The organism is Nitrincola alkalilacustris (genome assembly GCF_008973755.1).
In the GTDB taxonomy this organism is placed as follows: Bacteria; Pseudomonadota; Gammaproteobacteria; order Pseudomonadales; family Balneatricaceae; genus Nitrincola; species Nitrincola alkalilacustris.
On record NZ_WBOM01000003.1, the window covers coordinates 19,481 to 45,120 of the forward strand.

At 53.4% G+C, this 25,640-nt stretch carries 27 protein-coding genes and 5 tRNA genes; 23 read left to right on the plus strand and 9 right to left on the minus strand.

What is annotated here, in order from left to right; translation table 11 throughout:
* Nucleotide 1: 1 nt before the first annotated feature.
* Entirely contained in the window at nt 2-889 is an 888-nt protein-coding gene (htpX, locus tag F7R27_RS05725; RefSeq protein ID WP_151703284.1) for a protease HtpX, read from the minus strand.
* 92 nt (nt 890-981) lie between these two features.
* On the opposite strand from htpX, the gene F7R27_RS05730 reads away from it, so the two are divergent.
* A complete protein-coding gene (locus tag F7R27_RS05730; protein WP_151703285.1) occupies nt 982-1,464 on the plus strand; it encodes a 3'-5' exonuclease in 483 nt (160 codons plus the stop codon).
* 25 nt (nt 1,465-1,489) lie between these two features.
* On the opposite strand, the gene F7R27_RS05735 is transcribed toward F7R27_RS05730, so the two are convergent.
* On the minus strand, nt 1,490-1,858 hold the full coding sequence (locus F7R27_RS05735; protein ID WP_151703286.1) for a hypothetical protein: 369 nt from the start codon (nt 1,856-1,858) through the stop codon (nt 1,490-1,492).
* 95 nt (nt 1,859-1,953) lie between these two features.
* Nucleotides 1,954-3,168 (minus strand): pyridoxal phosphate-dependent aminotransferase, encoded by a 1,215-nt coding sequence (locus tag F7R27_RS05740; RefSeq protein ID WP_151703287.1) that lies wholly within the window; start codon nt 3,166-3,168, stop codon nt 1,954-1,956.
* 151 nt (nt 3,169-3,319) lie between these two features.
* Between F7R27_RS05740 and msrB the strand changes: the two genes are divergently transcribed.
* Entirely contained in the window at nt 3,320-3,715 is a 396-nt protein-coding gene (msrB, locus tag F7R27_RS05745) for a peptide-methionine (R)-S-oxide reductase MsrB (protein ID WP_151703288.1), read from the plus strand.
* On the opposite strand, the gene F7R27_RS05750 is transcribed toward msrB, so the two are convergent.
* Both F7R27_RS05750 and syd read right to left on the minus strand, forming a co-directional pair.
* Complete coding sequence (locus F7R27_RS05750) at nt 3,712-4,299, minus strand: YajG family lipoprotein (RefSeq protein ID WP_168927438.1); 588 nt, start codon at nt 4,297-4,299, stop codon at nt 3,712-3,714. The two genes, msrB and F7R27_RS05750, sit on opposite strands and share 4 nt — an antisense overlap.
* 4 nt (nt 4,300-4,303) lie before the next feature.
* The gene (syd, locus tag F7R27_RS05755; RefSeq protein WP_151703290.1) at nt 4,304-4,882 is read right to left on the minus strand and encodes a SecY-interacting protein; all 579 of its coding nucleotides are present in this window, start codon (nt 4,880-4,882) and stop codon (nt 4,304-4,306) included.
* A gap of 297 nt (nt 4,883-5,179) precedes the next feature.
* Here syd and F7R27_RS05760 point away from each other — a divergent pair.
* The 17 genes from F7R27_RS05760 (at nt 5,180) to F7R27_RS05840 (ending at nt 19,006) form a co-directional block, all read left to right on the plus strand.
* Nucleotides 5,180-5,256 (plus strand) — tRNA-Asp (locus F7R27_RS05760).
* Nucleotides 5,257-5,340: 84 nt separating this feature from the next.
* Nucleotides 5,341-5,416: transfer RNA gene (locus F7R27_RS05765), tRNA-Val, on the plus strand.
* 37 nt (nt 5,417-5,453) lie between these two features.
* Nucleotides 5,454-5,530, plus strand: a tRNA-Asp gene (locus F7R27_RS05770).
* A gap of 82 nt (nt 5,531-5,612) precedes the next feature.
* Nucleotides 5,613-5,688, plus strand: a tRNA-Val gene (locus F7R27_RS05775).
* Between the two features lie 24 nt (nt 5,689-5,712).
* Nucleotides 5,713-5,789, plus strand: a tRNA-Asp gene (locus F7R27_RS05780).
* 389 nt (nt 5,790-6,178) lie between these two features.
* Nucleotides 6,179-8,554: a TonB-dependent receptor domain-containing protein gene (locus F7R27_RS05785; protein ID WP_206060420.1), complete on the plus strand. Its 2,376-nt coding sequence runs from the start codon at nt 6,179-6,181 to the stop codon at nt 8,552-8,554.
* Nucleotides 8,555-8,752: 198 nt separating this feature from the next.
* The gene (locus tag F7R27_RS05790; protein ID WP_206060421.1) at nt 8,753-9,283 is read left to right on the plus strand and encodes a DUF2271 domain-containing protein; all 531 of its coding nucleotides are present in this window, start codon (nt 8,753-8,755) and stop codon (nt 9,281-9,283) included.
* A 2-nt stretch (nt 9,284-9,285) separates the two neighbouring features.
* Nucleotides 9,286-10,107, plus strand: coding sequence for a DUF4198 domain-containing protein (locus tag F7R27_RS05795; RefSeq protein WP_151703291.1), 822 nt, complete (start codon nt 9,286-9,288; stop codon nt 10,105-10,107).
* 22 nt (nt 10,108-10,129) lie between these two features.
* The gene (locus tag F7R27_RS05800; protein ID WP_151703292.1) at nt 10,130-10,432 is read left to right on the plus strand and encodes a hypothetical protein; all 303 of its coding nucleotides are present in this window, start codon (nt 10,130-10,132) and stop codon (nt 10,430-10,432) included.
* 82 nt (nt 10,433-10,514) lie between these two features.
* Nucleotides 10,515-11,009 (plus strand): DUF6162 family protein, encoded by a 495-nt coding sequence (locus tag F7R27_RS05805; RefSeq protein ID WP_151703293.1) that lies wholly within the window; start codon nt 10,515-10,517, stop codon nt 11,007-11,009.
* Nucleotides 11,006-11,893, plus strand: a complete 888-nt coding sequence (locus F7R27_RS05810) for a metal ABC transporter solute-binding protein, Zn/Mn family (protein ID WP_151703294.1) — start codon at nt 11,006-11,008, stop codon at nt 11,891-11,893. Before F7R27_RS05805 ends, F7R27_RS05810 begins: the two co-directional genes overlap by 4 nt.
* Entirely contained in the window at nt 11,893-12,597 is a 705-nt protein-coding gene (locus F7R27_RS05815) for a metal ABC transporter ATP-binding protein (protein ID WP_151703295.1), read from the plus strand. Before F7R27_RS05810 ends, F7R27_RS05815 begins: the two co-directional genes overlap by 1 nt.
* Nucleotides 12,597-13,475, plus strand: coding sequence for a metal ABC transporter permease (locus F7R27_RS05820; RefSeq protein ID WP_151703296.1), 879 nt, complete (start codon nt 12,597-12,599; stop codon nt 13,473-13,475). Before F7R27_RS05815 ends, F7R27_RS05820 begins: the two co-directional genes overlap by 1 nt.
* Nucleotides 13,472-14,293, plus strand: a complete 822-nt coding sequence (locus tag F7R27_RS05825; RefSeq protein WP_151703297.1) for a hypothetical protein — start codon at nt 13,472-13,474, stop codon at nt 14,291-14,293. The genes F7R27_RS05820 and F7R27_RS05825 overlap by 4 nt, the downstream gene beginning before the upstream one ends.
* Nucleotides 14,294-14,433: 140 nt before the next feature.
* On the plus strand, nt 14,434-15,630 hold the full coding sequence (locus tag F7R27_RS05830; protein ID WP_151703298.1) for an efflux RND transporter periplasmic adaptor subunit: 1,197 nt from the start codon (nt 14,434-14,436) through the stop codon (nt 15,628-15,630).
* Complete coding sequence (locus F7R27_RS05835) at nt 15,630-17,615, plus strand: MacB family efflux pump subunit (protein WP_151703299.1); 1,986 nt, start codon at nt 15,630-15,632, stop codon at nt 17,613-17,615. The genes F7R27_RS05830 and F7R27_RS05835 overlap by 1 nt, the downstream gene beginning before the upstream one ends.
* A gap of 5 nt (nt 17,616-17,620) precedes the next feature.
* The gene (locus F7R27_RS05840) at nt 17,621-19,006 is read left to right on the plus strand and encodes an efflux transporter outer membrane subunit (RefSeq protein WP_206060423.1); all 1,386 of its coding nucleotides are present in this window, start codon (nt 17,621-17,623) and stop codon (nt 19,004-19,006) included.
* Between the two features lie 93 nt (nt 19,007-19,099).
* On the opposite strand, the gene F7R27_RS05845 is transcribed toward F7R27_RS05840, so the two are convergent.
* The 4 genes from F7R27_RS05845 to F7R27_RS05860 are packed head-to-tail and all read right to left on the minus strand — an operon-like array spanning nt 19,100 to nt 21,907.
* A complete protein-coding gene (locus tag F7R27_RS05845; RefSeq protein WP_151703300.1) occupies nt 19,100-20,053 on the minus strand; it encodes an energy transducer TonB in 954 nt (317 codons plus the stop codon).
* A 33-nt stretch (nt 20,054-20,086) separates the two neighbouring features.
* Complete coding sequence (locus tag F7R27_RS05850) at nt 20,087-20,530, minus strand: ExbD/TolR family protein (protein ID WP_151703301.1); 444 nt, start codon at nt 20,528-20,530, stop codon at nt 20,087-20,089.
* On the minus strand, nt 20,527-20,961 hold the full coding sequence (locus tag F7R27_RS05855) for an ExbD/TolR family protein (RefSeq protein WP_168927439.1): 435 nt from the start codon (nt 20,959-20,961) through the stop codon (nt 20,527-20,529). Before F7R27_RS05855 ends, F7R27_RS05850 begins: the two co-directional genes overlap by 4 nt.
* Nucleotides 20,951-21,907: a MotA/TolQ/ExbB proton channel family protein gene (locus F7R27_RS05860; protein ID WP_240776255.1), complete on the minus strand. Its 957-nt coding sequence runs from the start codon at nt 21,905-21,907 to the stop codon at nt 20,951-20,953. The genes F7R27_RS05855 and F7R27_RS05860 overlap by 11 nt, the downstream gene beginning before the upstream one ends.
* A gap of 184 nt (nt 21,908-22,091) precedes the next feature.
* Here F7R27_RS05860 and F7R27_RS05865 point away from each other — a divergent pair, with 184 nt between their 5' ends.
* The 4 genes from F7R27_RS05865 (at nt 22,092) to F7R27_RS05880 (ending at nt 25,615) form a co-directional block, all read left to right on the plus strand.
* Entirely contained in the window at nt 22,092-23,024 is a 933-nt protein-coding gene (locus F7R27_RS05865) for a 1-aminocyclopropane-1-carboxylate deaminase/D-cysteine desulfhydrase (RefSeq protein WP_151703303.1), read from the plus strand.
* Nucleotides 23,025-23,054: 30 nt separating this feature from the next.
* A complete protein-coding gene (locus tag F7R27_RS05870) occupies nt 23,055-23,924 on the plus strand; it encodes an NAD(+) kinase (RefSeq protein WP_151703304.1) in 870 nt (289 codons plus the stop codon).
* A 63-nt stretch (nt 23,925-23,987) separates the two neighbouring features.
* Complete coding sequence (locus F7R27_RS05875) at nt 23,988-24,998, plus strand: metallophosphoesterase (RefSeq protein WP_151703305.1); 1,011 nt, start codon at nt 23,988-23,990, stop codon at nt 24,996-24,998.
* The gene (locus F7R27_RS05880; RefSeq protein ID WP_151703306.1) at nt 24,995-25,615 is read left to right on the plus strand and encodes a rhomboid family intramembrane serine protease; all 621 of its coding nucleotides are present in this window, start codon (nt 24,995-24,997) and stop codon (nt 25,613-25,615) included. Before F7R27_RS05875 ends, F7R27_RS05880 begins: the two co-directional genes overlap by 4 nt.
* Nucleotides 25,616-25,640 lie beyond the last annotated feature (25 nt).

The window sequence follows — 25,640 nt, forward strand, 5'->3', positions numbered from 1 at the left end:
GCTATTTCCTGAACTGCTGCAGCGCAGCAATACGATCATCCAATGGAGGGTGAGTCGCGATCAGCTTCATGAAGCCCTGTTTGATACCACTGTTGATACCAAAAGCAGTCAACTGATCCGGCATCTGATCTGGCATGCCAGCTTCGGCTTTGAGGCGTTGCAGAGCACCGATCATGGCGGCAGGGCTGGCCAGAAGTGCACCGGCTTCATCGGCGCGATACTCACGCCTGCGTGAGAACCAGGCGACGATGGTCGAGGCTGCAATGCCGAAGATGATCTCGAACACGAAGACCGTGATGTAGTAGCTGAAACCACGGCCACCACCCTCGCCACGGCGCAGGAAGCTGTCCACTGCATAGGCGGCAATACGGGCAAAGAACATGACAAAGGTGTTCACTACGCCCTGAATCAGAGCCAGAGTAACCATATCACCATTGGCTACATGGCCGATCTCATGCGCCAGAACGGCCTTGACCTCCTCAGGGCGAAAACGTTGCAGCAGGCCGGAGCTGACCGCAACCAGTGCGTCATTCCTGTTCCAGCCAGTGGCAAATGCGTTGGACTGCTGGGATGGGAAAATACCCACCTCAGGCATCTTGATACCGGCTTTCTGTGACAGCTCGGCGACTGTATCGAGCAGCCAGCGCTCATCGGCATTCCGTGGCTTCTCGATGATCTGGGTTTTGGTTGCCATTTTTGCCATTTTTTTGGACAACAGCAGAGAGATCAACGAGCCGGCAAAGCCGAATACGGCGCAGAAAATCAATAAAGAGCCCAGATTCAGACCAGTACCAGCCAAGTAGTTCTCTACACCCAGTATTCTGAGGGTTATACTGGCGACCAGAATAACAGCCAGGTTTGTGGCAAGAAAAAGCAGTATTCTCATGATTGTCGATTCTTTCCAGTTAAGTGAGAGTTGTTGATTAGATGAGGGTAATGTTGTTTGGTTTCAAGGGGAAGAAGAATGTTTTGGAGCGCTGAGTGAATCTGGTTTTCATGGATCTGGAGGCGAGTGGGTTGGGCGAGGCTTCTTATCCGATCGAGGCTGCATGGGTCGCGGCAGACGGTGAGCGACAGGATAGTTTTCTGATCAATCCGAAAAGTGTCGCGGGCTGGCGTTACTGGGATGAGCATGCTGAAGAGGTGCATGGTATTGATCATAATGATCTGGTGCGAGATGGGATCAGTGCTCAGGCAGCCTGTAAACGTCTTAATCAGCATCTTCAGGGGTGTATTGTTGTTACGGATGCGCCGAGTTATGACCGCTTCTGGCTGGACAGGTTGTATGAAGCCTGTCGATGCGAGCCATCCTTTCGGGTTGAAGGTCTGGATGCTATCCTGAATGCCTCTCAGATAGCGCAATTTGCACAAGAGGCTGAAGGAGCAATGCGACGCCACCGTGCGCTTGCGGACGCTGAGGACCTGTACCGGCTGGCGATGAAAATACTCAGATCAGACACCTGATCGGGTGTCTGATCTAGGAGGTGGCTTAGAGGTTCGCCACCTGAGTTTCGATCACGCCACGCAGTTCCTCATAAGCTCCAATATTTTGGGGCTTGAAGAACAGTTTGTAGTACTGGCGCTCAGCCATGCGTCCTTGTTTGCCATTCTTGTTTTCGGTGTAGAAGGCATACATGTAGCTCATCTGCAGATGGACAACGCTGGTATGCTCTTCAAGAATGACCTGATGACCATCCAGATCCAGACGGGTCTTTTCCTCCTTCAGAGTGTAGAAAGACGCCTCAGCCACCAGATCCAGGTTGATCAGAAAGTTAGATGTAACTGGAACGATATGGCGCTTATCGATCCCGTTGTGTTCCATTAAGATACCGCAGTTCTTCTTGATTTTAATAAACATCTTCAATCCGTTCCCAGTAATGTTGTTACACAGATTCAGTGTAGGCTACAACGATGTCACTTGCCTTACAACGATGATTTAAAAGCGATAAGCAATTACTGTTCATAGCTTTTCAGGAAAGTTGCAATCCTTTCGATCGCCTCGGTCAACAGATCGGTAGAGGGCAGGGTTACCAGCCTGAAATGCTGCATATCGTCCAGATTGAATCCGCTGCCCTGAACGATCAGCACTTTCTGCTGCTGCAGCAGATCCAGCGCCATCTTCTCATCGTTCTTGATGGGATAGATCTCCGGATCCAGCTTCGGGAAAAGGTAGAGCGCTCCCTGAGGCTTCACGCAACTGACACCGGGTATCTCATTGAGCATCTGCCAGGCCAGCTCACGTTGATCATAAAGGCGCCCACCCGGAACGATCAGCTCGTTGATGCTCTGATAGCCACCCAGTGCTGTCTGTATGGCATGCTGCGCCGGGACGTTGGCGCACAGGCGCATGTTCGCCAGCATATCCAGCCCTTCGACATAATCACGCGCCTTATGCTTGGGGCCACTGACGATCAGCCAGCCGGAACGAAAGCCTGCTGCGCGATAGGATTTGGACAGGCCATTGAAGGTGATGCACAGTACATCATCCGCCAGCGCTGCCAGCGATGTGTGTTCAGCCTCGTCATATATGATCTTGTCATAGATCTCATCAGCAAAGACGATCAACTGATGCTCGCGCGCCAGATCGATGATCTGTTGCAGCAGCTCAACCGGGTAAACAGCGCCTGTGGGATTATTCGGGTTGATCACGACTATTCCGCGCGTGCGCTCCGTGATCTTGCTGCGAATATCCTCAATATCGGGGAACCAGCCGGCCTGCTCGTCACAGACATAGTGCACCGGATTGCCCCCAGCCAGGCTGACAGCCGCTGTCCACAAGGGGTAGTCGGGGGAGGGGATCAGCATCTCGTCATTGTCGTTGAGCAGGCCCTGCATCGACATCACGATCAGTTCAGACACGCCATTGCCGATATAGATATCCTCCAGCGCGACGTTGCGGATCGATTTGCGCTGACACTCCTGCATCACCGCCTTGCGGGCCGAGAACAGCCCTTTTGAATCGCAGTAGCCTTGTGACTCCGGCAGGTTATGAATCACATCCTGAATGATCTCTTCCGGGGCGTTGAAGCCCCAGGGCGCCGGGTTACCGATGTTGAGCTTGAGGATTCGGTGGCCCTCCTCTTCCAGCCGTCTGGCTTCCTGAAGGACCGGGCCACGAATGTCATAGCAGACATTGATCAGTTTGTTCGATTTGCGGATGACAGACATGGTTCTGTTCCTGAGCTCCAGGTGGTCGATAACGGCGTATAGAGCTGCAGATCGGCCGAGTGCCGAACTTGCAGTGTAAAAGGGCGTTATAATACGCTCTGCGCCGAAGGGAATTCAATTGTTGCAACGCTTAATAGATCAGGTGAATGAAATGGACAAGAAAACAACTCGGACTGATGAGGAATGGCAGGCCATACTCAGCCCTGAGCAATATCAGATCTGTCGGCAGAAAGGGACGGAAAGGCCCTTTACCGGCAAGTATTATCATCATGATGAGGCTGGCATATACACCTGTGCCTGTTGTGGCAGTGAGTTGTTTGCTGCGGATCACAAATATGAATCAGGCAGCGGCTGGCCCAGCTTCTGGCAGGCGATTGACGAGGGGCGTATCACGCGCCATGTTGATCACTCCCACGGCATGACTCGTGTTGAGATCACCTGTGCAGCCTGTGATGGGCATCTGGGCCATCTGTTTGATGATGGCCCGGCACCGACGGGTCAGCGCTACTGCGTTAACTCGGCCTCATTGGATTTCAAACCTCACTAAGGTCTGGCCCGTGCCAGCAAGAAGTCTGACAGGCGCGGGTCGTTAAATGCATTGCTCATCACCTCGCCCACCAGGTTATTGACGAACTGTTCGCTCTTGGCTTCATCAGGCGTGCGCACCACCTCTTCGGTGTGAGTCGCTTCGAAACTGCCTTCGTACTGATAAACGCCATCAATCACCTGGATTCTCAGGCGCAAAGTGCCGACCAGTTCACGGCGTATGCCATCACTTCTCAGGTGATAGAAAATATCATCCACGATCAGTGTCATCCGGGTGCGGGCGTCTGCAACCGGTGCTGGCACGCGCATGCGGGTCAAGGCCTCGATAGCTGCCTGACGGATCTGCTCAGGTGCCTGATGTGAAAGCGATACGGTTGTCATGTTGCCTGTCCGATCGCTGATGGTGCCTATCTGCAGAGTCTCGCTGCGATTGGCGACATGTACTGATACCGGCGGTGCTTCCGATAGGCGTGGGACGGCTGAAATGGGTGGCTGCAGTTCGATTCTCTGTGGTGGTATTCCGCTGCAGGCGGTCAAAGTCATGGCAAGCAGCAGTATTAGTAAAGAGATCAGCTTTGTACGCATCAGATTACTCCTGATAATCAGCAGGCAGAGGGGTAAGTGTGTCGATAAACTCAGCCAGAGATGAAGCCAGTTGACGTATAGGTGGCTTGCCGGGTGTTTCCACCCATACCGTGCCATCACTGTTATTAATGGTCATGATGTATTCACCATCTGGTAAAGAACAGGCAAAAAACAGCGTTAAGGGTTGTTTCTGCTTCTGCTTGGCCAGGGCATGGCCGATCAGGTTACTGCGCAGTCGTTCCATATCTTCCGGATTCCATGCCTGCAGCAGAGACAGTTCGCCTTCGTCTGTGCGGGCGGGTAGCGGGTCCGACCAGTAGCGGCTGTAAAAGGCGATAAGATCCGGGTGGATGGTTGTTTCCAATGCCTGCTCAAGCCGTTCGAACATATCAGTGGTTGGCGTTTGACGTACGGGCCTCCATCTGACCGACTCACCGGTTTTTACCTCGGCCATATGGCAGGGGCTGGGCCACTTCGGGTCATAATCTATCTCGGGCCAGCCAGCGGTCTGGCTGAGTTCTTCGAGTCGTGTGATAAATCGATCCAGCGACTCAGTTGTGCGCTGGGCTGATGCTACACTCATGGCGATTGATGATCCTCTATATGAAACTTTAATCAGTCAGCATGATACGTCAGCCTGACCCTTTAACTCCAGATAGAGTGGTTCAGTTAAATAAAGTTGCGAGAGGGGCTGTAAAAGCCGGAAATGATCCGTTATTATTGCGCGCCTCATCTGATCGAGAAACGCGAGAGGGTGATGGTGCGAAGCAGGCATCTGAAAAAAAATTACCATAAAGGTTTGACTTTTCAGGTGAACTCATTAAAATTCGCACCTCGTTAACGGATGCAAGCCAAGCAGACGGCGACGAAATGACAAGTTGGAGTGGTAGTTCAGTTGGTTAGAATACCTGCCTGTCACGCAGGGGGTCGCGGGTTCGAGTCCCGTCCATTCCGCCACTTGTAATTGAAAGCGATCTGGAAAAAAATTCAGATCAGGCAGCTGAAAACCTCTGGTCAAGGCTGTATAATGGCACGCGTTACGGGCGAATAGCTCAGTTGGGAGAGCGTCTGCCTTACAAGCAGAGGGTCGGGGGTTCGAACCCCTCTTCGCCCACCATAACGCACAGTGACATGTTGTAAGCAGTATGTAGTTCGGAGTGGTAGTTCAGTTGGTTAGAATACCTGCCTGTCACGCAGGGGGTCGCGGGTTCGAGTCCCGTCCATTCCGCCACTTAGCAGTTTGTCTGTATAAGTGGATGAACAAGTGAAAGAATAAAGCAGACAGTCATGCTGTTTGTGCCGAGTCGGCAAGTGGGCGAATAGCTCAGTTGGGAGAGCGTCTGCCTTACAAGCAGAGGGTCGGGGGTTCGAACCCCTCTTCGCCCACCACTTGCATGATTCAAAGTGTTATCCGGAGCGGTAGTTCAGTTGGTTAGAATACCTGCCTGTCACGCAGGGGGTCGCGGGTTCGAGTCCCGTCCGTTCCGCCATCAATTCAGTCCTTAATTGTTATATCAATAATCAATCAGCTGGTTATAATATTTACTGTGTAATTGGCTACCTGATTAGCCGGTCTGTCATTAGTCACTCCTGGATTCCTCCTCATCCTGTTTTCTTCTTTTTTCAGAATTATTCTCGTACACAATTTTCACAGTCTCTCTTCCAGGCTCTATGCTAACCATATCTTTTGTCACTGATTGCACTTCAGTATTTGGACAAAATAGCACTCTCGCGCAGTGCTAAAATTCATTCGCTAATCTTTATATAAATAAAAATGATTATCATCATTGATAGTGTGATTGTCTTGATTTAGACTACGGAACCTATTCAAACGCTTGCTGTAACGTCCTGTGCAGCGAGGATACGAGAGGAGTCCGCTGTGAATAACACCCCTATGCGCGCACTTGCGGTCGCAATTTCTGCTGCAATCCCGATGGCATATGCTGATCAGGATGTCCGCCTGGACAGTCTGGTAGTCAGTGCCTCGGGTTTTGAGCAGAAGATTACGGATGCGCCAGCGAGTATTTCCGTTATATCTCAGGAAGAGATTGCATCAAAACCCTACATGACACTGCTGGATGCAGTCAGAGATATAGAGGGGGTGGATATCGGTGAAACAACTGATAAAACCGGCCAGGGCACCATCAGTATTCGTGGTATGGGCGCAGACTATACGCTGATTCTGATTGACGGGCGCAGGCAGAACAATGTCGGTGACCTTTATCCTAACGCGTTTGGCGGTAATCAGTTCAACCATATACCGCCACTGGATACGATTGAGCGTATTGAGGTGATTCGTGGCCCGATGGCGACACTTTATGGGGCTGATGCCATCGGTGGTGTGATCAATATCATCACTAAACGCATTACGGATGAATGGTCTGGCTCGCTGACGCACAGTCAGACACTGGAAGAAAACTCCGATTTCGGAAACGACAGAACCACTGATTTCAGTGTCACCGGCCCCTTGATTCCCGGTGTTCTGGGCCTTGGCGTTCGTGGTAGCTACTATGAGCGCGATGCGTCCAGCCCGACCTACGCGTCTGTCACTGATCCGTCCGGTGTTGTACATGATCGTTCATTGGGTTTCGGCAGCGGTGGCAGAACCGTGGATAACGACAACTGGAACGGCGGTATTCGTCTGAGCTATCGGCCGCATGAGAACCACGATCTTGTTTTTGATGCCGAAACATCACGCCAGACCTATGAAAACGGCGACAGTCAGCTGGGCACCGTGGATGATTTCGGTACATTGTGGCGCGCCTCCAATGCCGGCATTGTTCAACCGCGCGTAGGTTACTTCGCTGATCAGAAGTTTAACCGTGATCAATGGTCGTTGACCCATCATGGTGACTGGGGTCGCTTGAACAGCCAGATAGGTTTCTCTCATGTCAAAACCAACAATCAGGGGCGATCACTTCCGCTGACGGTGGAAGAGCGTGGTGAAATTCAGGCGATCTGGGATTCTGCTTGTGTGGGTGCCGGTGCATCGGCAGGTTGCTCACCGGCTCAGATGGGTACCAATAACAATCATGATGAGGCCCGCAAACTGGCCCTGATTGAAGGGCTGCTATCACCGGAAGAGATGGAGCGGCTACGAGGATTTCTGCCGCGTCAGCAGCGTATCATGGAAACCCGACAGAATACCCTGGATGCCAAATTCGATATGGCGCTGGACAACCACTGGTTGATCTTTGGTGGCCAGTACATTGATGCCGAGATGGAGGATGGCGTGTTTGGCATGTACGGAGATGGTTTCCGCTCGGGGACGGTACAGCCGCATCGCCAGTGGGCGCTGTTCATTGAAGATAACTGGGAGGTGGTGCCGGACGTCACCCTGACGGGCGGCTTGCGCTATGATCATCATAACATCTTCGGTGGGCAGGTCAGCCCGCGTATCTACAGTGTCTGGAATATGACCCCGGACTGGACGCTGAAAGGCGGGATCAGTACAGGCTATAAAACTCCGAAAACCAGTGATCTTTTCCCCGGTATCACCGGTTTTACTGCACAGGGTGTGAATCCTACGGTCGGCACGCCCGATCTCAAGCCTGAAACCAGTGTCAATGGCGAGGTTGCTATCTACTACACGCATCCGGCAGGGCACAACTTCAACGCCACTGTGTTTGCCAACCGCTTTGAGGACAAGATCGCCAACGGTGACAATGTTCCCAACTGTGAAAGGGCGTCTGCTGGTGAACGCTGTGTTGATATAGGTGCCGGCTGGGCAGATCTCGGCTATACCACCTTCCGCCAACGTTACAACATTGATAGGGCCGATATCCACGGGATTGAACTGGCAGGACGCTATCAACTGACACCATCACTGGCGTTGCGTGGTAACTACACCTATACCGATTCCGAACAGAAGAGTGGTCTGCAGGCGGGTCAGCCTTTGACCGAAACAGCTAAACATATGCTGAACACAACGCTGGACTGGCGGGTGAATCAGGATCTGAACCTCTATCTGAGTATGGAAGCACGCTCACGTCGCTATCGTGGCTGGGATTCAGATACGGATCAGGCACTTCATTATAAAGACTTCCAGGTGCTGAATCTGGGTGGTTCCTATCAGATCAGCAAGAATCTGACATTCAGAGCGCGCGTCAATAATCTGCTGGATCGTGATTTCACCAGCTATCAGACCAGCTTTACCCGGAATGATGATGGCACCTACACGGCCAATTACCGCGATGATTACAACATCAAGGCCAAGTCCCGCAACCTCTGGTTGAGCTTGAACCTCTCATTCTGAGTGGTGGTATTTATCTGTTATCCGTTTCAAGGGGGCTCCTCACGAGCCCTCTGGCTTGTTAACGAAACTTAACAAAATATAAATTCAAATACATATATAAATCATTATCATTATGTTTATTAAAGTGTGCTTTGAACGCGTCTGAGTAAAACAGAAATTCAGGGCTTTTGACCAGTTCTTATCAGGAGTGAAACAACTATGAAGCGACGGATAGCAGTGCCTGGAGTGGCCGTTCTGGGGATGGCCCTGATGGGTATGGGGATTATGAAAAGCCCTCCGGTGCAAGCCCAGCCTGTAGAGATAGCAGTAACCATTCCCGAGATCCCAAACAACGCCTATCGGCCCTATGTGTCTGTCTGGATTGAGGATGCAAACGATGATGTGGTGACCACGCTGGCCGTCTGGAGTAAAGAGCCGGACTGGCTTAAGGATATGCGTCGCTGGTGGCGTAAGGCTGGTCGATATGATCAGGGTGACCTTGATTCGGTGTCTGGTGCAACTCGCAAACCTGGGCGTTACAACCTGTCCTGGGACGGTATGGATACTTCGGGTAATGCGGTTGCACCCGGCACTTATGTCGTGAATGTTGAGGCAGCAAGAGAGCATGGTGGTCGAAGCCTGGTCAGGCAGGAGATCACACTGGGTGATAAAGAGCAGCATCTGATCACAGAGCCTCAGGAAGAGCTGGGTGAGATTGAAATTTCAGTAAAAAGCAAATCAGGAGAGTAAAGATGAAAAAAGGGATGATGTTGATGGGTGCCGCAGTGTTGGCTGGTGGTTTTATGGTATCGACTGCAAGCGCACACCCTCTGTGGATGCTGCCGAGTGAGTTCAATCTTTCCACTGAAGAGTCTTTCTGGATTACGGTGGACGCAACGGCTTCACATGGTGTGTTCAGTTTCGACAAACCGATAGGTCTGGATAACGTCAGCATCTACGGGCCGGAAAATGATCGGCGCCGTATCGGACCCTACTATAAAGGTCAGCGCCGCAGTGTGTTTGATCTGGAAATAGCCGAGCAGGGCACCTACAAGGTCGAACTGAAAACACCGGTTCGTTATATGACCAGCTATGTGGTGGGTGAGCGTGATACGCGCCGTCGGATGATGGCTACCAAGATTGAAGCAGCCTCTCAGATCCCTGACGATGCGCGCGAAGTAACGACTACCATGGCGCAGAATATCAGTGTTTTTTATGTGACTCAGGGGGCGCCGAGCACGGCCGTTCTGGAACCCACCGGTGAAGGGTTCGAACTGCATGCACTGACACATCCCAGTGATGTGGTCGTTGGTGAAGCAGCACAGTTCCGCTTCACTTATAACGGCGAACCCATCTCTGAGATGGACGTTGAGGTAGTCCCTTTCGGAACACCATATCGCGACTCCCGCCTGCAGACTGATCTGGTCAGCGATGCTGATGGTACGGTTTCCTATACGCCAGCTCTGGCAGGTCCTCATCTGCTCAGCGCCAACCTGCGTCTTGCTCAGGAGAGTGTACTGGCTGATCAGGTGGGTGTGAATTTCCTGCTGAGTTTTGAAGCGCTGTCTCAGTAAGGCTGATCATGAGGAGCGAATCATGAGCTTACGTTATTCTGCAATCGCAATCTTCCTGCTGATGGCACCGCTGGCACAGGCTCACTACCCGGTCATGGATTGTGAGCGTGACGGGGATCTGATCGAGTGTCGTGTCGGCTTCAGCGATGGCACGCTGGCCATCGGTTCAGAGGTGGTGATGTATGCCTATGATGAGAGTGTTATGGCACGTGCTGATTCTGACAGGCACTCAAGAGTCCTGTTCGACTGGAGTGACGAAAAATTCTACATCCAGTTTGATGCCGGTCATGAAGATCCTGCGGAGTTCGATTATGTCGAGTTCTGACTTAAGTTCTGGCTTAAGTTCTGGCTTAAGTTCTGACTTGAGTTCAAGGGCTGATCAATCACCCCGATTTTCAGGGAGCAGGATGTCGTTTCAGGACGATCAGACTGTGCAGACCCTGTTGGTGAAGCCGGACAATGGGCGCAGAGAAACGCTTTGGGTGACCCTGGTCGTGATCCTCATTCTGCTGGCCGGAGCGCTGGGTATCATGTTCAGGCAGGCAGGTGCAGCACCAGCAGACCCATACGAGTCGTTGAATGGTGCTCAGCGTCAGTTGCTGACCGAACTCATGATCGCCAGTGATGAGATCCGATTCATGACACCCTCCGGTGCGCCCTTGCCTGAACTAGACGAGCTTCAAGCGCTGGGTGTTTCTCCTTTCTCCCAAACTGATGAGGCTACCTATCGCTGGAGTCAGGTGGAGCCAGGTTGCTTTCAGGCACAGGGCGGGAGTGAGCAGGGTGCCTTTCTGCTCCGCTTAGGGGCTGGTGGTGGCGTTCTGTATCACCCAGGACAGGCGCCGCTTCTGGCAGATTGTCATGGCCAGCATCACTGGACACTTTTAATGGAGTTGCAATGAACAGATGGGTGTTTGCTTTACTGGCTGGAGTGCTGCTGTTTTCCGGGCAGTTGCATGCGCGGCCACTGGTGGTGGGGATCACTCTGCATCCCTATTTCAGCTATGTCAGTCATATCGTCGGTGACAGGGCAAGGGTGTTGCCGTTGATCGAAAGCGGCTTCAACCCTCACAGTTATGAGCTGCAACCGGCAGATCTGCAACGCTTGCTGGAGATGGATGCGCTGGTACTCAATGGTATCGGACATGATGAGTTTGCTGTCAATCCACTGGAAAATCTGGAGCTGCCTGAGCTGACGCTGATTCACGCCAACCGCGATCTGCCGTTGTTGTCATCGGGATCGGGTAACAGCAATTACAATCCACATACCTTTGTGTCGATTGATGCTGCCATTCGTCAGGTCTACACGATTGCACGCGAGCTGGGACAGCTTGATCCAGACAATGCCGACTATTTTCAGGCCAATGCGCTTGCCTATGGGCGTGAGCTGAGGCAGATGAAAAACCGCTACCGCCAGCAGGTCGTGGATCTGGATCTGTCGGGTATCCGCATCGCCAGTACGCATAATGCCTATGGCTATCTGCTGCAGGAGTTTGGAATTGGTGTCGACACCGTGATTGAACCGGCGCATGGTGTTGAACCAAATGCAAAGCAGCTTCAGGGCACTATCGATCGTATCAGAGACGCCAATATCCGTATCCTGTTCACAGAGTTGGATATGGAGAATCGCTATATCGATGTGATTGAAGATGCAACGGGGGTGCGGATCTATCATTTTTCGCACATGACCCATGGCGCGTATGATGCTGAATTGGTAATGCGTGAAATGGAGCATAATCTGAAAACGCTGGTGATGGCTCTCAGCCAGGCAGTGGTGCGCTCCTGATGGGGCCTCAGATACAGCTTGAGTCCATGTCGTTGACACTCGGGCGGGTAGAGATCCTGAAACCAGTCACCGCGCTTTTTCAACCGAGGCAACTGCACGCTATTGTCGGGCCCAATGGTGCCGGTAAAACTTCCTTGATGCGATGTGTACTGGGCTTGATGCCACATAAGGGGGAGATCCGCTGTGTGTGGCCGGGTAAGGCAACCCCTGTGGCCTATGTACCGCAGCAGACCGCTTTCGAGCCAGCCCTGCCGGTAACAGTTGAGGAGTTTATGCTCACTACGCTGACGCGTTTGCCTGTGCAACTGCTCAGACGGACAAGAGCCAGGATGCGTGTCATCGAGCTGCTGCGCAGGGTGGGTCTTGAGCATAAAGGGCATCTACAGCTGGGCTCTCTGTCAGGCGGGGAGCGACAGAGGCTGATGTTTGCCCAGGCACTTGAGCGTGACAGTCTGTTCTGGTGTCTTGATGAGCCGATGACAGGATTGGATACCGATGCTCAGGCGCTGATCAATCAGGAGATCAGCCTTTTGCGGCGACAGGGTGCCACACTGCTGGTGATTCATCATGATACAGATTGGGTACGTCGCTACGCTGATCAGGTCTGGCTGATTGATGGCGGTCTGAAGCGGGCAGGCTCAGCAGATGCCGTTCTGCAGCTAAATCTGACTCCTCTCAGAGATGAGATGGAGGCCTATGCCTGATGGACTCACTCAGACAAACCGCACTCATGCTGCAGGAGCTTGGTTGGCTGCCCGCCATGTTTCAGTATGCCTTTCTGACCAATGCGCTGGTAGCGGCCTGTATGATCGGCCCGCTTTTGGGGGCATTGGGACCGTTAGTCGTGGTCAAGCGACTAGCCTTTTTTTCGGAAGCGGTCGGGCATGCAGCACTGACCGGCGTCGCGATCGGTATACTGCTGGGTGAGCCTGCGACCGAACCACTGGTATCACTTTTCTGTTTCTGTACCCTGTTTGCACTGCTGCTGCACTGGATCAAAAGCCGTACCAGCATCCCTTATGATGCGTTGGTTGGGGTGTTCCTCTCTTTTTCCATCGCACTGGGAGCCGCGCTGATTCTGTATGTCGCGAAAAAAGTGAACGTGCATATTCTGGAGAATGTCCTGTTCGGCTCCATTCTTACCGTCAAGGATCGAGATCTGCTGGTATTGGCCAGTATCTGTGCGGCTGCCGTGTTACTCATCATTCGTGGCAGTAATCAGGCACTGCTTGCCAGTCTGCTGCCTGAGCTGGCCAGAACCCGCGGTATCAACCTCCGGCTTTATGACTATCTGTTCATTCTGATGATTGCTCTGGTCACGGTGGCATCCGTCAAGGTGGTGGGCGCCATTCTGGTTGGGGCGCTATTGTTGATTCCTGCCACGTCGGCACGTCTGATCAGTCGCACCGGGCGCGAGTTCTTCTGGCTTTCAGTGCTGTTTTCTACAGTCAGCTGTCTGCTGGGTGTGCTGTTACCCATGGCGGGTGCCATGCCTGTACCGTCTGGAGCGGCCATAGTCATCATCGCCTCAGGTGGGTTTGTTCTTGCCCTTATTATTCGTACCTGGAGATCCTTTGCATGAAATCTTTGATAACAGGCTGCCTGCTGCTGTGTTTATCTGCCTTGGCTGTTGCAGATCAGTCGCCACGTATCGGCAGTGGTGTGCCGGTGCTCAACTCAATGCTGCTGTCACTGTTGCAGGATACTGATATAGAGGTTGTGTATGTCGTGCCGGAGCGCTTACCGATCAACCGGATTCCAGCCTGGCTGAATCGGGCTGAATCTGGTGAGGTCGAAGCACTGGATGCGTTGTTGACGATTGAGTCGGTCTGGCCACAATTGAAACTTTATCCCTTGCTGCGTCAGGCGTCGATCCGCGTAGTCCCGATCGACGTGGCGCATGAACTGGCGCCCGGCGGTTCGCGTGTGATTCTGATGCAGGGGCGAGAAGATTCGGACCTTTTCTGGATGGATCTGAATAACCTCAGCCAGATGGTGAATGTAGGGGCCAGAGATATTATCAGGCTATGGCCTGATCAGGCGACCAGGATTGAACGTAACCGTCTGGCACTGCAGCGTTCAGTCCAGCAGTCCCAGGTGGCGTTGGACGAACTGTTGATGCGGCATGATATCTCATCAGTGGGCGTGTCGGATGAGCGGCTCTATCCACTGGCACATGCACTGGGACTGCCACTCATGCAGGCAGAGGATGCAGATCTATTACTGAGTCTGTCGGATGTTTCTGGGCCGATTGTTTCAGGGCTCATTGCTTCAGAGCAAGTTCAGTCCCAGTGGGTTATCAATGCCATGATACAATTTCAGTCGGTGACGCTGGAAAAATGGCTTGCTGAGCAACTAATTGCATTGGAAAACAGTCTTACAGGGAATGAACGCTCCTAGTCATGGATGCAGGCAGGTTAAATAAGCAGGGATTGCTGACTATCGTTAGTTTGAGCTTTTGTTAGTTTGAGTTTTCAGCGCCTTATTTAACAGGCTGTTAAAGACCTGTCTGTTAAAGAACAATAGGAGTCTACGTCAGAATGTCGTCCAAAGATGTACGCCACAAAAAGCGTTTTGCCGGCAAAGCCCTGGTGGTCATTCTTCTGCTGTTGGTATCGGGTGCGGCAGGTGGTTATTACTACCTGACCTCGACCAAAGATACCGCGACAAGCTATACACTCTTGTCACTGGAGAGAAATGATCTGGAAGAGCTGGTCACGGCCACCGGACGTTTACAACCCCGAAACTATGTGGATGTCGGTGCTCAGGTTTCCGGCCAGTTGATGCAGCTCCATGTTGAGGTCGGGGAGGTGGTTAAAGAGGGCGATCTGCTGGCAGAGATAGACTCCACTGTTTATCTGGCCACAGTCGATTCAACGCGTGCGCAACTGCGAGCGCAGCGGGCGCAATTGGAAGACCGTAAAGCGCAACTGACACTGGCTGAGTTTCAGTATCGCAGGCAGCGCAATCTGCTGGCCGAGAATGCAACAACAGAGGAAGCCTATCAGTCGGCTGAGGCCGGGCTGCGTTCCGCAAAAGCACAGATCACGGCACTTGAAGCTCAGATAGAGCAGGCAGAGTCGACCTTGCGCGCAGAGGAAGCCAAGCTCAACTATGCCCGGATCTACTCTCCCATGGATGGTACTGTGGTATCGATCGCTGCGCGTCAGGGGCAGACCATCAATGCCACACAGCAGACACCGGTGATCATGCAGATTGCCGACCTGTCGGTCATGACCGTGCAGGCACAGGTATCCGAAGCCGATATCAATCGTATCAAGCCGGGAATGGAGGTCTATTTCACCACTCTCGGCGGGCAGGGACAGCGCTGGTATGGTCAGGTGCGGCGCATAGAGCCGACACCGGTCGTCGAGAATAATGTCGTGCTGTATAACACCCTGTTCGATGTGCCGAATGAAGCAGGTGAGTTGATGCCGCAGATGAGCACACAGGTGTTTTTTGTAGTTGATTCCACGGAACAGGCATTGCTGCTTCCTTATCACGCGGTGCAGATGAATACGCGAGATGCCACATCACGCAAAGCCAGTGTTCAGGTATTGAATGAACAGGGCGAGCCCGAGCGGCGTGATGTGACTATCGGTGTCAGTAACCGTGTTCAGGTCGAGATACTCAGCGGATTGAGTGAAACGGATCAAGTGGTACTGTCTGCAGGGAGAGGACAGGGCTCAGGCCAACGCACCTCACCCGGTGTCGGTGGTATGTTGAGGGGACGCTGATGCCTGATACTGCCCTGTTAACCACGCCGATCGCTGCAGCAAAGCAAGTACCGATCCAGAATAGTGAACCGGTGATAGAGCTGCGCGGTGTGACGCGTACCTTCCTCAGCGGTGATACCGAGATGGATGTGCTGCGGGATATTCATCTTTGCATCATGCCGGGTGAATTTGTCTCGATCATGGGGACCTCAGGATCAGGTAAAACCACGCTGATGAATATCATCGGCTGCCTGGATCGACCCAGCCGGGGCGAATATCGCTTTTCCGGTCGCGACGTTTCTCAGTTCGCATCAGAGGAGCTCGCTGAGCTCAGGCGCAGTGCGTTCGGCTTCATCTTTCAGAGCTATAACCTGATCGGCGCCCTGACCGCAGTTGAGAATGTCGAGGTGCCGGCCATTTATGCCGGTGATAGCCGTCATCAGCGCCGCGAAAGGGCAGAATCCTTATTGGGTGTGTTGGGCTTGAGTGAGCGACTGGACCATCGTCCCAGTCAGCTTTCCGGCGGTCAGCAGCAGCGCGTGTCGATCGCCAGGGCGCTGATGAATGGTGGGCAGATCATTCTTGCTGATGAGCCGACTGGTGCCCTGGACAGCAAAAGCGGACGTGAAGTGATGGCGCTGTTGAAGGAACTGTCTGAAAAGGGGCATACCGTTGTTCTGATCACTCATGACCCGGAAGTGGCGCGTTATGCGGATCGTCAGGTGGAAATCCGCGATGGTGAGATCATTGCAGACTCTGGTTCTGTTATCCGCTCCCGCGAGCCTCTGTCCTTTGAGCCCGGGAAAGAGAGCCCAGTGCTCAGAAATCTGGCTGAAGCGGGCCGTATGTCCTTCAGGTCCTTGTGGAGCAATCTGTTTCGTACTTCTCTGACGCTGTTGGGTATTGTCATAGGTGTCGCATCGGTCATCACCATGCTGGCCATCGGGGATGGTGCAAGGGCTGCTGTAGTGGATCGGATCAGTGCAATGGGCTCGAATCTGCTATTGATCAGACCCGGTGGCCCGGAGCAGGCCGGTAGAGGAAATATCACGACATTGGTACCCGAGGATGTCGATGCGATCAATGGCCTGGATGGCATTATCGCAGCGATTCCAGAATTGACCGGCGGCATGACGATGCGCGCAGGAGCGCGTGACCACGCCACCCAGATCAATGCAACGTCGGCAGATTTTCCGGCAGTCAGAGACTGGGCAGTCAGTCACGGGACTTTCTTCTCGGTGCAGGATCAGCAGCAGTATGCGGCGGTTGCCGTACTGGGCGACACCGTAGCGCGTGAGCTCTATGGTGATGCAGATCCACTGGGCGAGTACCTGATGATCAGCAATATCCTGTTTCAGGTGATCGGTGTGATGGAGCCCAAGGGCGCCTCGCCGATGGGACAGGATCAGGATGATATGGTCTATGTGCCTTTCACCACCGGCAGCCTGAGGTTGTTTGGTCAGCGCTGGCTGCGCAATGTCACGATCGCAGTTGAGGATGTTGGTCGGGTGGATGAGGTGCAGGATAATGTTCACCAACTGCTGCTGCAGCGACATGGTCGTGAGGATTTCAGGATCCGCAATATGGCCTCACTTATCGATTCTGTGTCTGAGGCCTACTCCACCCTGACAATTCTGCTGGGTTCGATTGCCGCCATCTCTCTGCTGGTAGGGGGGATAGGCGTCATGAATATCATGCTGGTCTCGGTGACGGAGCGAACACGCGAGATAGGTATCCGTATGGCAACGGGTGCCAATACCTCACATATTCTGCAACAGTTTCTGACCGAAGCGTTGGTGGTGTCTGCGTTGGGAGGACTACTTGGTGTGGTTATAGGGCTGGGTGTGACAGCTATCGTTGCATCGCTCGGGATGCCTGTGACCTATGCACTCTTCCCGGTTGTGCTGGCCTTCAGTTGTGCGTTTGCCACCGGCCTTGTTTTTGGTTTTTTACCGGCTCGCAAGGCAGCACGCCTGGATCCGGTTGTTGCTTTGGCTTCGGAGTAATCTACGTGAAAGTGGTTCGATTATCAGCACTATCGGCAGCCATGCTGCTGTTGAATGCTTGCGCCATCACTGAATCCCCACTGACACTGACACTTGAATCAGCCGCACAGTGGGAAGTGGCCGATGGACTTGGCAATCCTATCCAGATAGACCCACAGTGGTGGCAGGCGTTCGGATCCAGCCAGTTGCCGGATCTGATTGAGGAGGCACTGAAAAACAATCCCGATCTGATGGTGGCTGCTGAGCGTGTTTATCAGCAGGAATTGCAGCTCGGCATTGCTGGTGCAGGACTGCTACCGGGTGTCGGTTTCAGTGCCGGCAGCAATCTACGGCGAACAGATGCGCCAGATCTGCGGGCGCAGACAGCCGAGTCCAGCTCAGCCTCCTTGAGTGTCAGTTACGAAGTGGATATCTGGGGCAAGGTAGCCGCGTCGGTCAGGGGCGCTCAGGCTCAGTTGGAGGTTTCGCAGTTTGATGAGGAGGCGCTGCGCTTAAGCATTGTGGCAGCGGTAGCCAGCCAGTACATCACCTTGCTGGGTACCGAAGAGCGCCTGCAACTGGCAGAGCGTAATCTTGAATTGGCACAGCGCGTACTGACTATTGTTGATGCCCGCTATCGCAACGGCAGTGTCAGCGAGCTGGATCTGAACCGTCAGGAGACAGCCGTACTGAGCCAACGCTCGGCGATTGTCGAGCTTCAAACACGCGTCAAACAGCAGCGCTGGGCGCTGGACCTTTTGCTGGGGCAGTCGCCACAGACATTCAGTAGTCTGAACGAGGTGTTTGCTGAGGTCCGAGTCCCTGAAGTGTCAGCCGGCATACCTTCCGAGCTGCTACTGCGTCGCCCTGATCTGGCCAGTGCCGAGGCAAGGTTGCTGGCAGCCAATGCCGATATCGTTCAGGCGCGTGCAGCTTTGCTTCCCGCCATTCAGCTGACCGGTTCAGCCGGACTTGCGAGCAATGCATTATTGTCTCTGACCCAACCAACCTCCAGTTTGCTGATCGGTGCGGCGCTGAGCCAACTGATTTTTGATGGAGGACGGCAGCGATCTCAGGTGGATCTGTTGGAGTCGCAACAGCGCCAACTGCTGGAAACTTATCGCAATCTCTGGCTGACGGCGCTGAAGGAGGTTGAGGATACACTCAGTGATCTGGATCAGACCCGCCGGCAATTGTTGTTGCAGGAGCAGATAGAGCAGCGCTCGGCTCGTGCGCTGGAGTTGGCCGAAATACGCTATCGTGAAGGTGCCGAGGAATTGAGTACGGTACTGGACGCACAGCGCACACTGTTTCAGGCACGTGACCATCTGATCCAGTTGCAACTGAATCAGATGGTTGCCACGGTAAATCTCTATAAGGCACTGGGGGGCGGGTGGCAGCGGGGTAGCTGAACGCCTGACGCTGCCAACTCTCGGTTGGGCATCTCGAAAAACCCTTGCCAACGGTTTGAAGGCGAGCGCGCAGTGGATTTTCGAGATGACCGGCTATCGATCTGTCAGGTTAAATTGAATCGGCAAGGTCAGCGTCAACTGCTGTTGTCCCAGAGCCGCTGGCATCGCTGGAAGTGGTGTGGCGCGCTCCAGCATCTGAATCACTGCACGATCCAGCAGATCGTGCCCTGAGCTTTTGCTTATCTCGTAAGAGAGAACCTCTCCTGCGGCGTTCATTGTGAAACGCAGCTCAACTATACCCGTTTGACGTCTTTGGCGAGCGGCACGAGGGTACTGCTTATGACGATTCAACCAGGCTGACAGCTCGGCGAAATAGTCGCGCTCGGCAGCGATATTGCCACCACTGTCAACTTGCGCGGCTTGCCCGCTGGCCTGCTGCCCTCCTGGTGCTGGTACCGGAGCCTGCTCCTGCTGTACTGCGTCAGCATTCTCATTTTCCGCTGCGGCTGGTTGAGTTGTCGGTTGTGTGGCAGGCTTGGCAGCGGGTTCTGGCTTGGATTCAGGCTTGGGCTTGGGCTTGGGCTCAGGTTTTGGCTCTGGTTTTGGTTGTGGCTTTGGCTTTGGCTTTGGCTTTGGTTCTGGTTCAGGTGCTGGCTCCGGTTCTGTGGCAGCTACTTCCAGCGCCGCAGGTTCTTCAGCGAGTGGTTCGATGGTCGGGGCTTCCGGATCTGGCTCGAGAAGGGGTTCCGGCTCTGTTTCCAGCGGCTCCTCTTCAAGGAGCTCTTCTTCCTGGACTTCTTCTGCAGAGGGCTCTTCTACAGGAGGCTCTTCCACTGGCTGCTCTTCAGCGGATGTCTGTTCAGGGAGACTATCTTCGGAAGAGGGTAGAGGTTCGCCCGCAATGGCCAGGCTGATGGTTACACCCGCCACACCAGCTTCGGTAGCACCTTTCTCCGGCTTGGAGGCATAGATAGTCATCAGCAGCAGAGCATGAAGAGCCAGGGCCGTCAGTAAAGCGGTCATCCAATGACGAAAAGTTAATCTCACGAGTTCTACCTGTCTGTTATCTAGAGCCTGTTATCAAGTGCCCGTTGCAGTGCTTGATGAAGTGTCTGGAAGTGCGTCTGTCGCTGAGCGCTGCGTATACAATGTGACCTGGGCGGCGCCAGTCTCACGCAGCAGGTCGATGACAGGAGAAAGCCTGCTGACGGCAAGATCGGCATCTGCCTTAAGTGCCAGATGCGCGTCTTTAATCTGTTGTTGGCGCAGGGTCAGTGTCAGCTCCTCCAGACTCAGCAGCTCATTCTCGAAGGCCAGCCTTCCATCGGCATCGATGAAGATGGTGAAGTCCGCTTTCTGATGAGACTGCTCGTTTCCGGCAGCAGGGGGCGTCACCTTCAAGGGCATAGTGGCTTCTATCTGTCCGGCAATCATAAAGAAGATCAACATCAGAAAGACGATATTGATCAAGGGTATGAGATTGTCATCGCTGCTACTTTTGCGTGTCGGTGTGATCAGTTTCATGGTGCACTTATTGTGTTCGGGTTGCTTTGCGCCGCTGTTGCATCGGGTGCCAGGGTCACGGATGATGCGCCAGACAGTTGCAGACGCTCTATGCTGCTGATCAACATCTGAGTGGTTGTCTCGGCGGCAGCTCGGATAATCACAGGCCTCGCTTTCTCTCTGAAGAGGCTGCTCAGTGCTTCATTCTGATCAGGTGCATAAACAGTGCCTTCCAGTAACAGCGTGCCGTCAGCCTGTATCTCGGCCAGCCAGGGTTTTTCTGGTTCGTCGTTGCTGGTTTTTGCCGAGGCGGAGACATGCAACTCCATGCTGCGCCACTGCACGAAGCTGCTGGTCAGCATGAAGAACAGCAACAGAATAAAGACAACATCAATCAGCGGCGTCAGACTGATCTGACGTCGCCGAACAGGTTGAGCGATTTTAAGCAGCATGAGCGGCGCCTTTGCCGGTTGCTTCCCAGTTTTCTGCAGTGGTTGTATCGTGCCCAGCTGAATCACGTCCAGTTGCATCGCGCTCAGTCGATGGGCGCATATTGGTTTTGGGCTCAATATTGATCTGTGCAGTGAAAACGGCCGTGACCAGATCTTCCATCTGATGGGCGACGCGCTCAGTTTTGCGCTCCAGCGTGCTGTGAGCCAGCACCACAGGCAATGCCACGCAAAGTCCGGCAGCCGTAGTCAGCAATGCTTGCCAGATGCCGCCAGACAGCACGGATGGATCAACCTGATTACCAGCCAGCTGCATCTGCTGGAAGGCCAGAATCATACCGATAACCGTACCCAGCAGCCCCAGCAGTGGGCTGACGGTTGCAATTACTTCGAGCGGGCGCAGATAGCTGCGCAGGTTTTCCATTTCGTTGGCAGCGATACGGCCGAGTTCCTCACGGATCAGCTCCTGATGGTGGTTGGGTTGGCTGAATCCGGTCATGGCAAACAGTACCAGTCTGGGAACAGGCTTTTTACTGTTGCGCAGCAGAGCGGCTGCCGCGTCGGCATCGCCCTGTTGCCATAGCTTCAGCGCTTGTGCACAGAGTCGTCTTGCACCGAGCGTGGCAAAGGTCAGTTGCCAGCTCTTCATCAGTATCAGTGCCAGAGCAAAAACAGAAAAGGCACAGAGAACCCAGACTACAGGGCCGCCGATTTTAAGCAGATCTATCAGTTGCTCCATCGTTCCGAGAAGCGGTTCAGCTTCCACCGCTGATTCAGCAGCCATTTCAGGCAGTGTTGTGGCCAGCATGTTTTCATTCAGCGCTTCACTGCTAGCCTCATTGATCACTGCGCTGCTGTCTTCACGAATGGCTTCGTTGGTAGCGGCTGTCGGTTCAAATGGATTGCTGTCAGCTCCTGGTTCAACTGATGTACTGTCAATAGTATCCACGGAATGCCTCCCTGATTTCATTTAATGCAAATAGTAAGGATTCGTATTAAATATATCAATGTTAATTTGCGTCTCATCGTATTTATTTAGATGTTGTGGCCATGTGTCATAGAATCGGCGCTAAACAGAGTGAATCTCATCCTGTATGATGAGGGACCTGTAACGGCAGCGCTCATGAGGTGAAATGAACAGCAAGATTGAACTGCTGCCACTGATGTCGGCACTGTATCGCGATTGTGACGTGCAGGCGGATCTATTGCGGCTGGATCAGATTCATCCGCAAATAAGCGGCAACAAATGGTTCAAACTGCAGCCTTTTTTGCAGGCTGCGCAAAACAGCGCTCTGCCTCTGCTGAGTTTTGGTGGCGCCTATTCCAACCATATTCACGCGCTGGCGTGGGCTGGGCAGCATTTGAGTATCCCGGTTTTCGGGGTTATCCGTTCGGAATCCGACGCCGACAGTCCAACATTGCAGGATGCGCGTGACTGGGGCATGTGCCTGCACTTTGTCAGCCGACAGATCTATCGGCAGAGGGCCGAGCCAGTCTTTATCCACTCGCTGCAGCAGCTGTTTGGAGAGTTCATACTGGTGCCAGAAGGCGGCAGCTCTGCGGAGGCTGTTCATAGCTGCAGCCAGATCTGGCAACTGCCGGTACTTGAGGGCAGGCATTATGACTATGTTTTCTGTGCCCTGGGTACGGGTGGAACCCTGGCAGGATTGATAGCCAAAAAGCCAGATGGCTGTCAGATTATCGGGGTGCCTGCCTTGCGCATCACTGCAGAGGAGGGGCAGCAAATGGTTTGCTCCCTGCTGGCACAGGCCGATCTGCCGGATCCCGGTCAGTGGCAGGTGTTAAACGGCTACCAGCGTTATGGCAAGCTCAGCGCGGAGACAGCGCGCCTGTTGCTTGAGGTGAAACAGCGGCTTGATATCGAGCTTGACCCTGTCTACACCGCTGTTACGCTGGGTGCCATGAATCGTGCCATTCTGAGTGGTCTTATCCCGGCTGGCTCACGTATCCTGATGATTCATACCGGTGGTCTTCAGGGGGTACGAGGAGCAACAGAGCGGTTGCAGAAACTGGGTCCTGCCTTTAACGGGCCACTCGCTTTATAATGGAATCAAAAGGTATGAATTGGGACGCGTATGGATAATTTTCGAAACATTGGCCTGATCGGCCGCATGGGCAGCAAATCCGTTATCGTGACGCTGAAGCACCTGATGCGATTTCTGGATGAACGTGGCCTCAATGTCATACTGGATCAGAAGATTGCAGAAGTGATTCCCGGCCATGGTCGACAGGTGTGCAAACAGAAGCTGATGGGCGAGATCTGTGATCTGGCCATAGTCGTCGGTGGTGACGGCAGTATGTTGGGGGCTGCGCGTTCTCTGGCACAGAGTAATATCCCGGTGCTGGGTGTGAACCGAGGTAATCTGGGCTTTCTGACTGACATATCGCCTCAGGATTTCGAACCGCGCATCATTGAGATACTGGAGGGGCGCTACAGTGTTGACAGCCGCTTCCTGCTGGAGGTTTGCATTCGGCGCAAAGGTGAACAGATAGGCGAGCTGGTGGCGCTGAATGACTGCGTGGTTCACCCGGGTAAAGCAACACGCATGATTCAGTTTGAGCTTTATATTGATGGCCAGTTTGTCTATACACAGCGTTCGGATGGCTTGATTGTTGCGACACCAACCGGATCAACAGCCTATGCATTGTCTGCCGGTGGTCCTATCATGCATCCCAAACTGGATGCCCTGGTGCTGGTGCCGATGTTTCCCCATACGCTTTCAAGTCGGCCTATCGTCGTCAGCGGCAACAGTGAGCTCAAGCTGGTGATCAGTGAGGAGAACAAAACCTACCCGACTGTTTCCTGTGATGGTCAGGTAGATCTCAGTCTTGCTCCCGGTGATGTTGTGAACATACGTAAGAACTCTCGCAAACTTCGCCTGTTGCATCCGCAGGACTATAACTTTTATCAGACCTGTCGAGAAAAACTGGGTTGGAGCAGCTAGGAGCGTCATGTATCAACTACTGAGCCATTACATGAATCTTTGTCGGCACGACTGGAGCCTGGTTTGAGTACTTCGCGCTTTTCCGGCTACGACCTGATAGGCGATGTGCATGGTTGTGCCGTGAGCCTGACCCTGTTGCTGGACAGACTGGGCTATCGTCTGCACAAGGGTGTCTACCGACACCCGACACGCCAGGCTATTTTTCTGGGGGATATTGTCGATCGTGGCCCCAGGATTCGCGAAGCGCTGCATATTGTCCGGGATATGGTTGAAGCGGGCAGTGCGCTGATTGTCATGGGTAATCATGAGTACAACTATCTCTGCTATTCGACACCCTCGCCTGAAGGGTTTGCTCATCCCTGGCTGCGTGAACACAATCCACGCCATCATCGTATTCTTGAACAGACGATTGAGCAGTTGGCCAATCACCCTGAAGATCAGCGCGACTTCCTGAAGTGGTTCCTGGATATGCCACTGTTTCTGGAGTTCGAGCACTTCAGGGTCGTGCATGCCTGCTGGCATCAGGGGCTGATAGATCAATTCCTGCAGACGCGCCAATGCAACCATATCGATGCGGATTTTCTGATCCGCTCGGCGGTGGAGGGCACGTTTGAATGGACCATAATGGACAGGTTGTTGCGCGGTACCCACCTCCGTCTGCCCAATGGTGAGGTGATGGTCAGTGGTGATGGCTACCGGCGCCATTTTTTCAGAACACGTTTCTGGGTGAGAGAGCCTCAATTCATGGGTGATGTGGTTTTTCAGCCTGATCCTCTGCCTGAACATATAGCCAGAACCCGGCTGAGTACCGAGAACAGGGCGGATCTGATCTGCTATGATGAGTCGGAAAAGTTGCTGTTTATCGGCCATTACTGGTGCGATGGCAAGCCTGCACCGCTTGCCCCGAATATCGCTTGCCTGGATTACAGTGCCGTCAAATACGGTAAACTGGTTGCTTATCGCCTGGATGATGAACCGGTTATTCAGACAGAAAAGTTTGTCTGGGTAGATGTCGAGAAAGAGGTTGCACAACCAGCAGAGCTACTGGGACCAGAACAAGGAGGTATGACATGAAGTGGCACAGGATCTGGCTGTCGCTGCTATTGATCGGTGTCAGCGTAGGTATCTCATTGCTGATAGGTTTTGGCGATAACCGCGATATGATGCGCAGCTTCAGCTTTTCGGATTTTACACTGCGTGGTTCTCAGGTGTTTTATCAGAATCTAGACGGTGTCATGGCCAGTGGTCAGTGGTGGCGTTTTCTGACGCCGATCTTCATGCACTTCAGCGTTATGCATATCGTCTTTAATCTGCTGTGGGTGTGGGTGATCGGCACTCGGATTGAACGCCAGCAGGGATCTGTTGTCCTGTTGTTGCTGGTATTGATTTCCGGACTGGCTTCAAATCTTGCCCAGTTCCTGATCAGTGGGCCGATGTTCGGAGGCATGTCCGGAGTGGTGTTTGCCCTGATCGCCTATGTCTGGGTGTGGGACAGGTTTTCATGTCGGCCGCGTTTTGGTTTTCCACCGGCGCTGATGGGCTTTATGGTGGTGTGGCTGGCGCTGGGTTATGCCGGTGTGCTGGAAGGGCTTGGCATGGGCGCGGTTGCCAATACTGCGCATCTGGTCGGCTTACTTGCCGGGTTGCTGTTTTTACCTTTGGGACGCCTGCTGGCAGGCCGTGTATGGTAGTGAGCGGAAGTGGTTATCGGGAGCA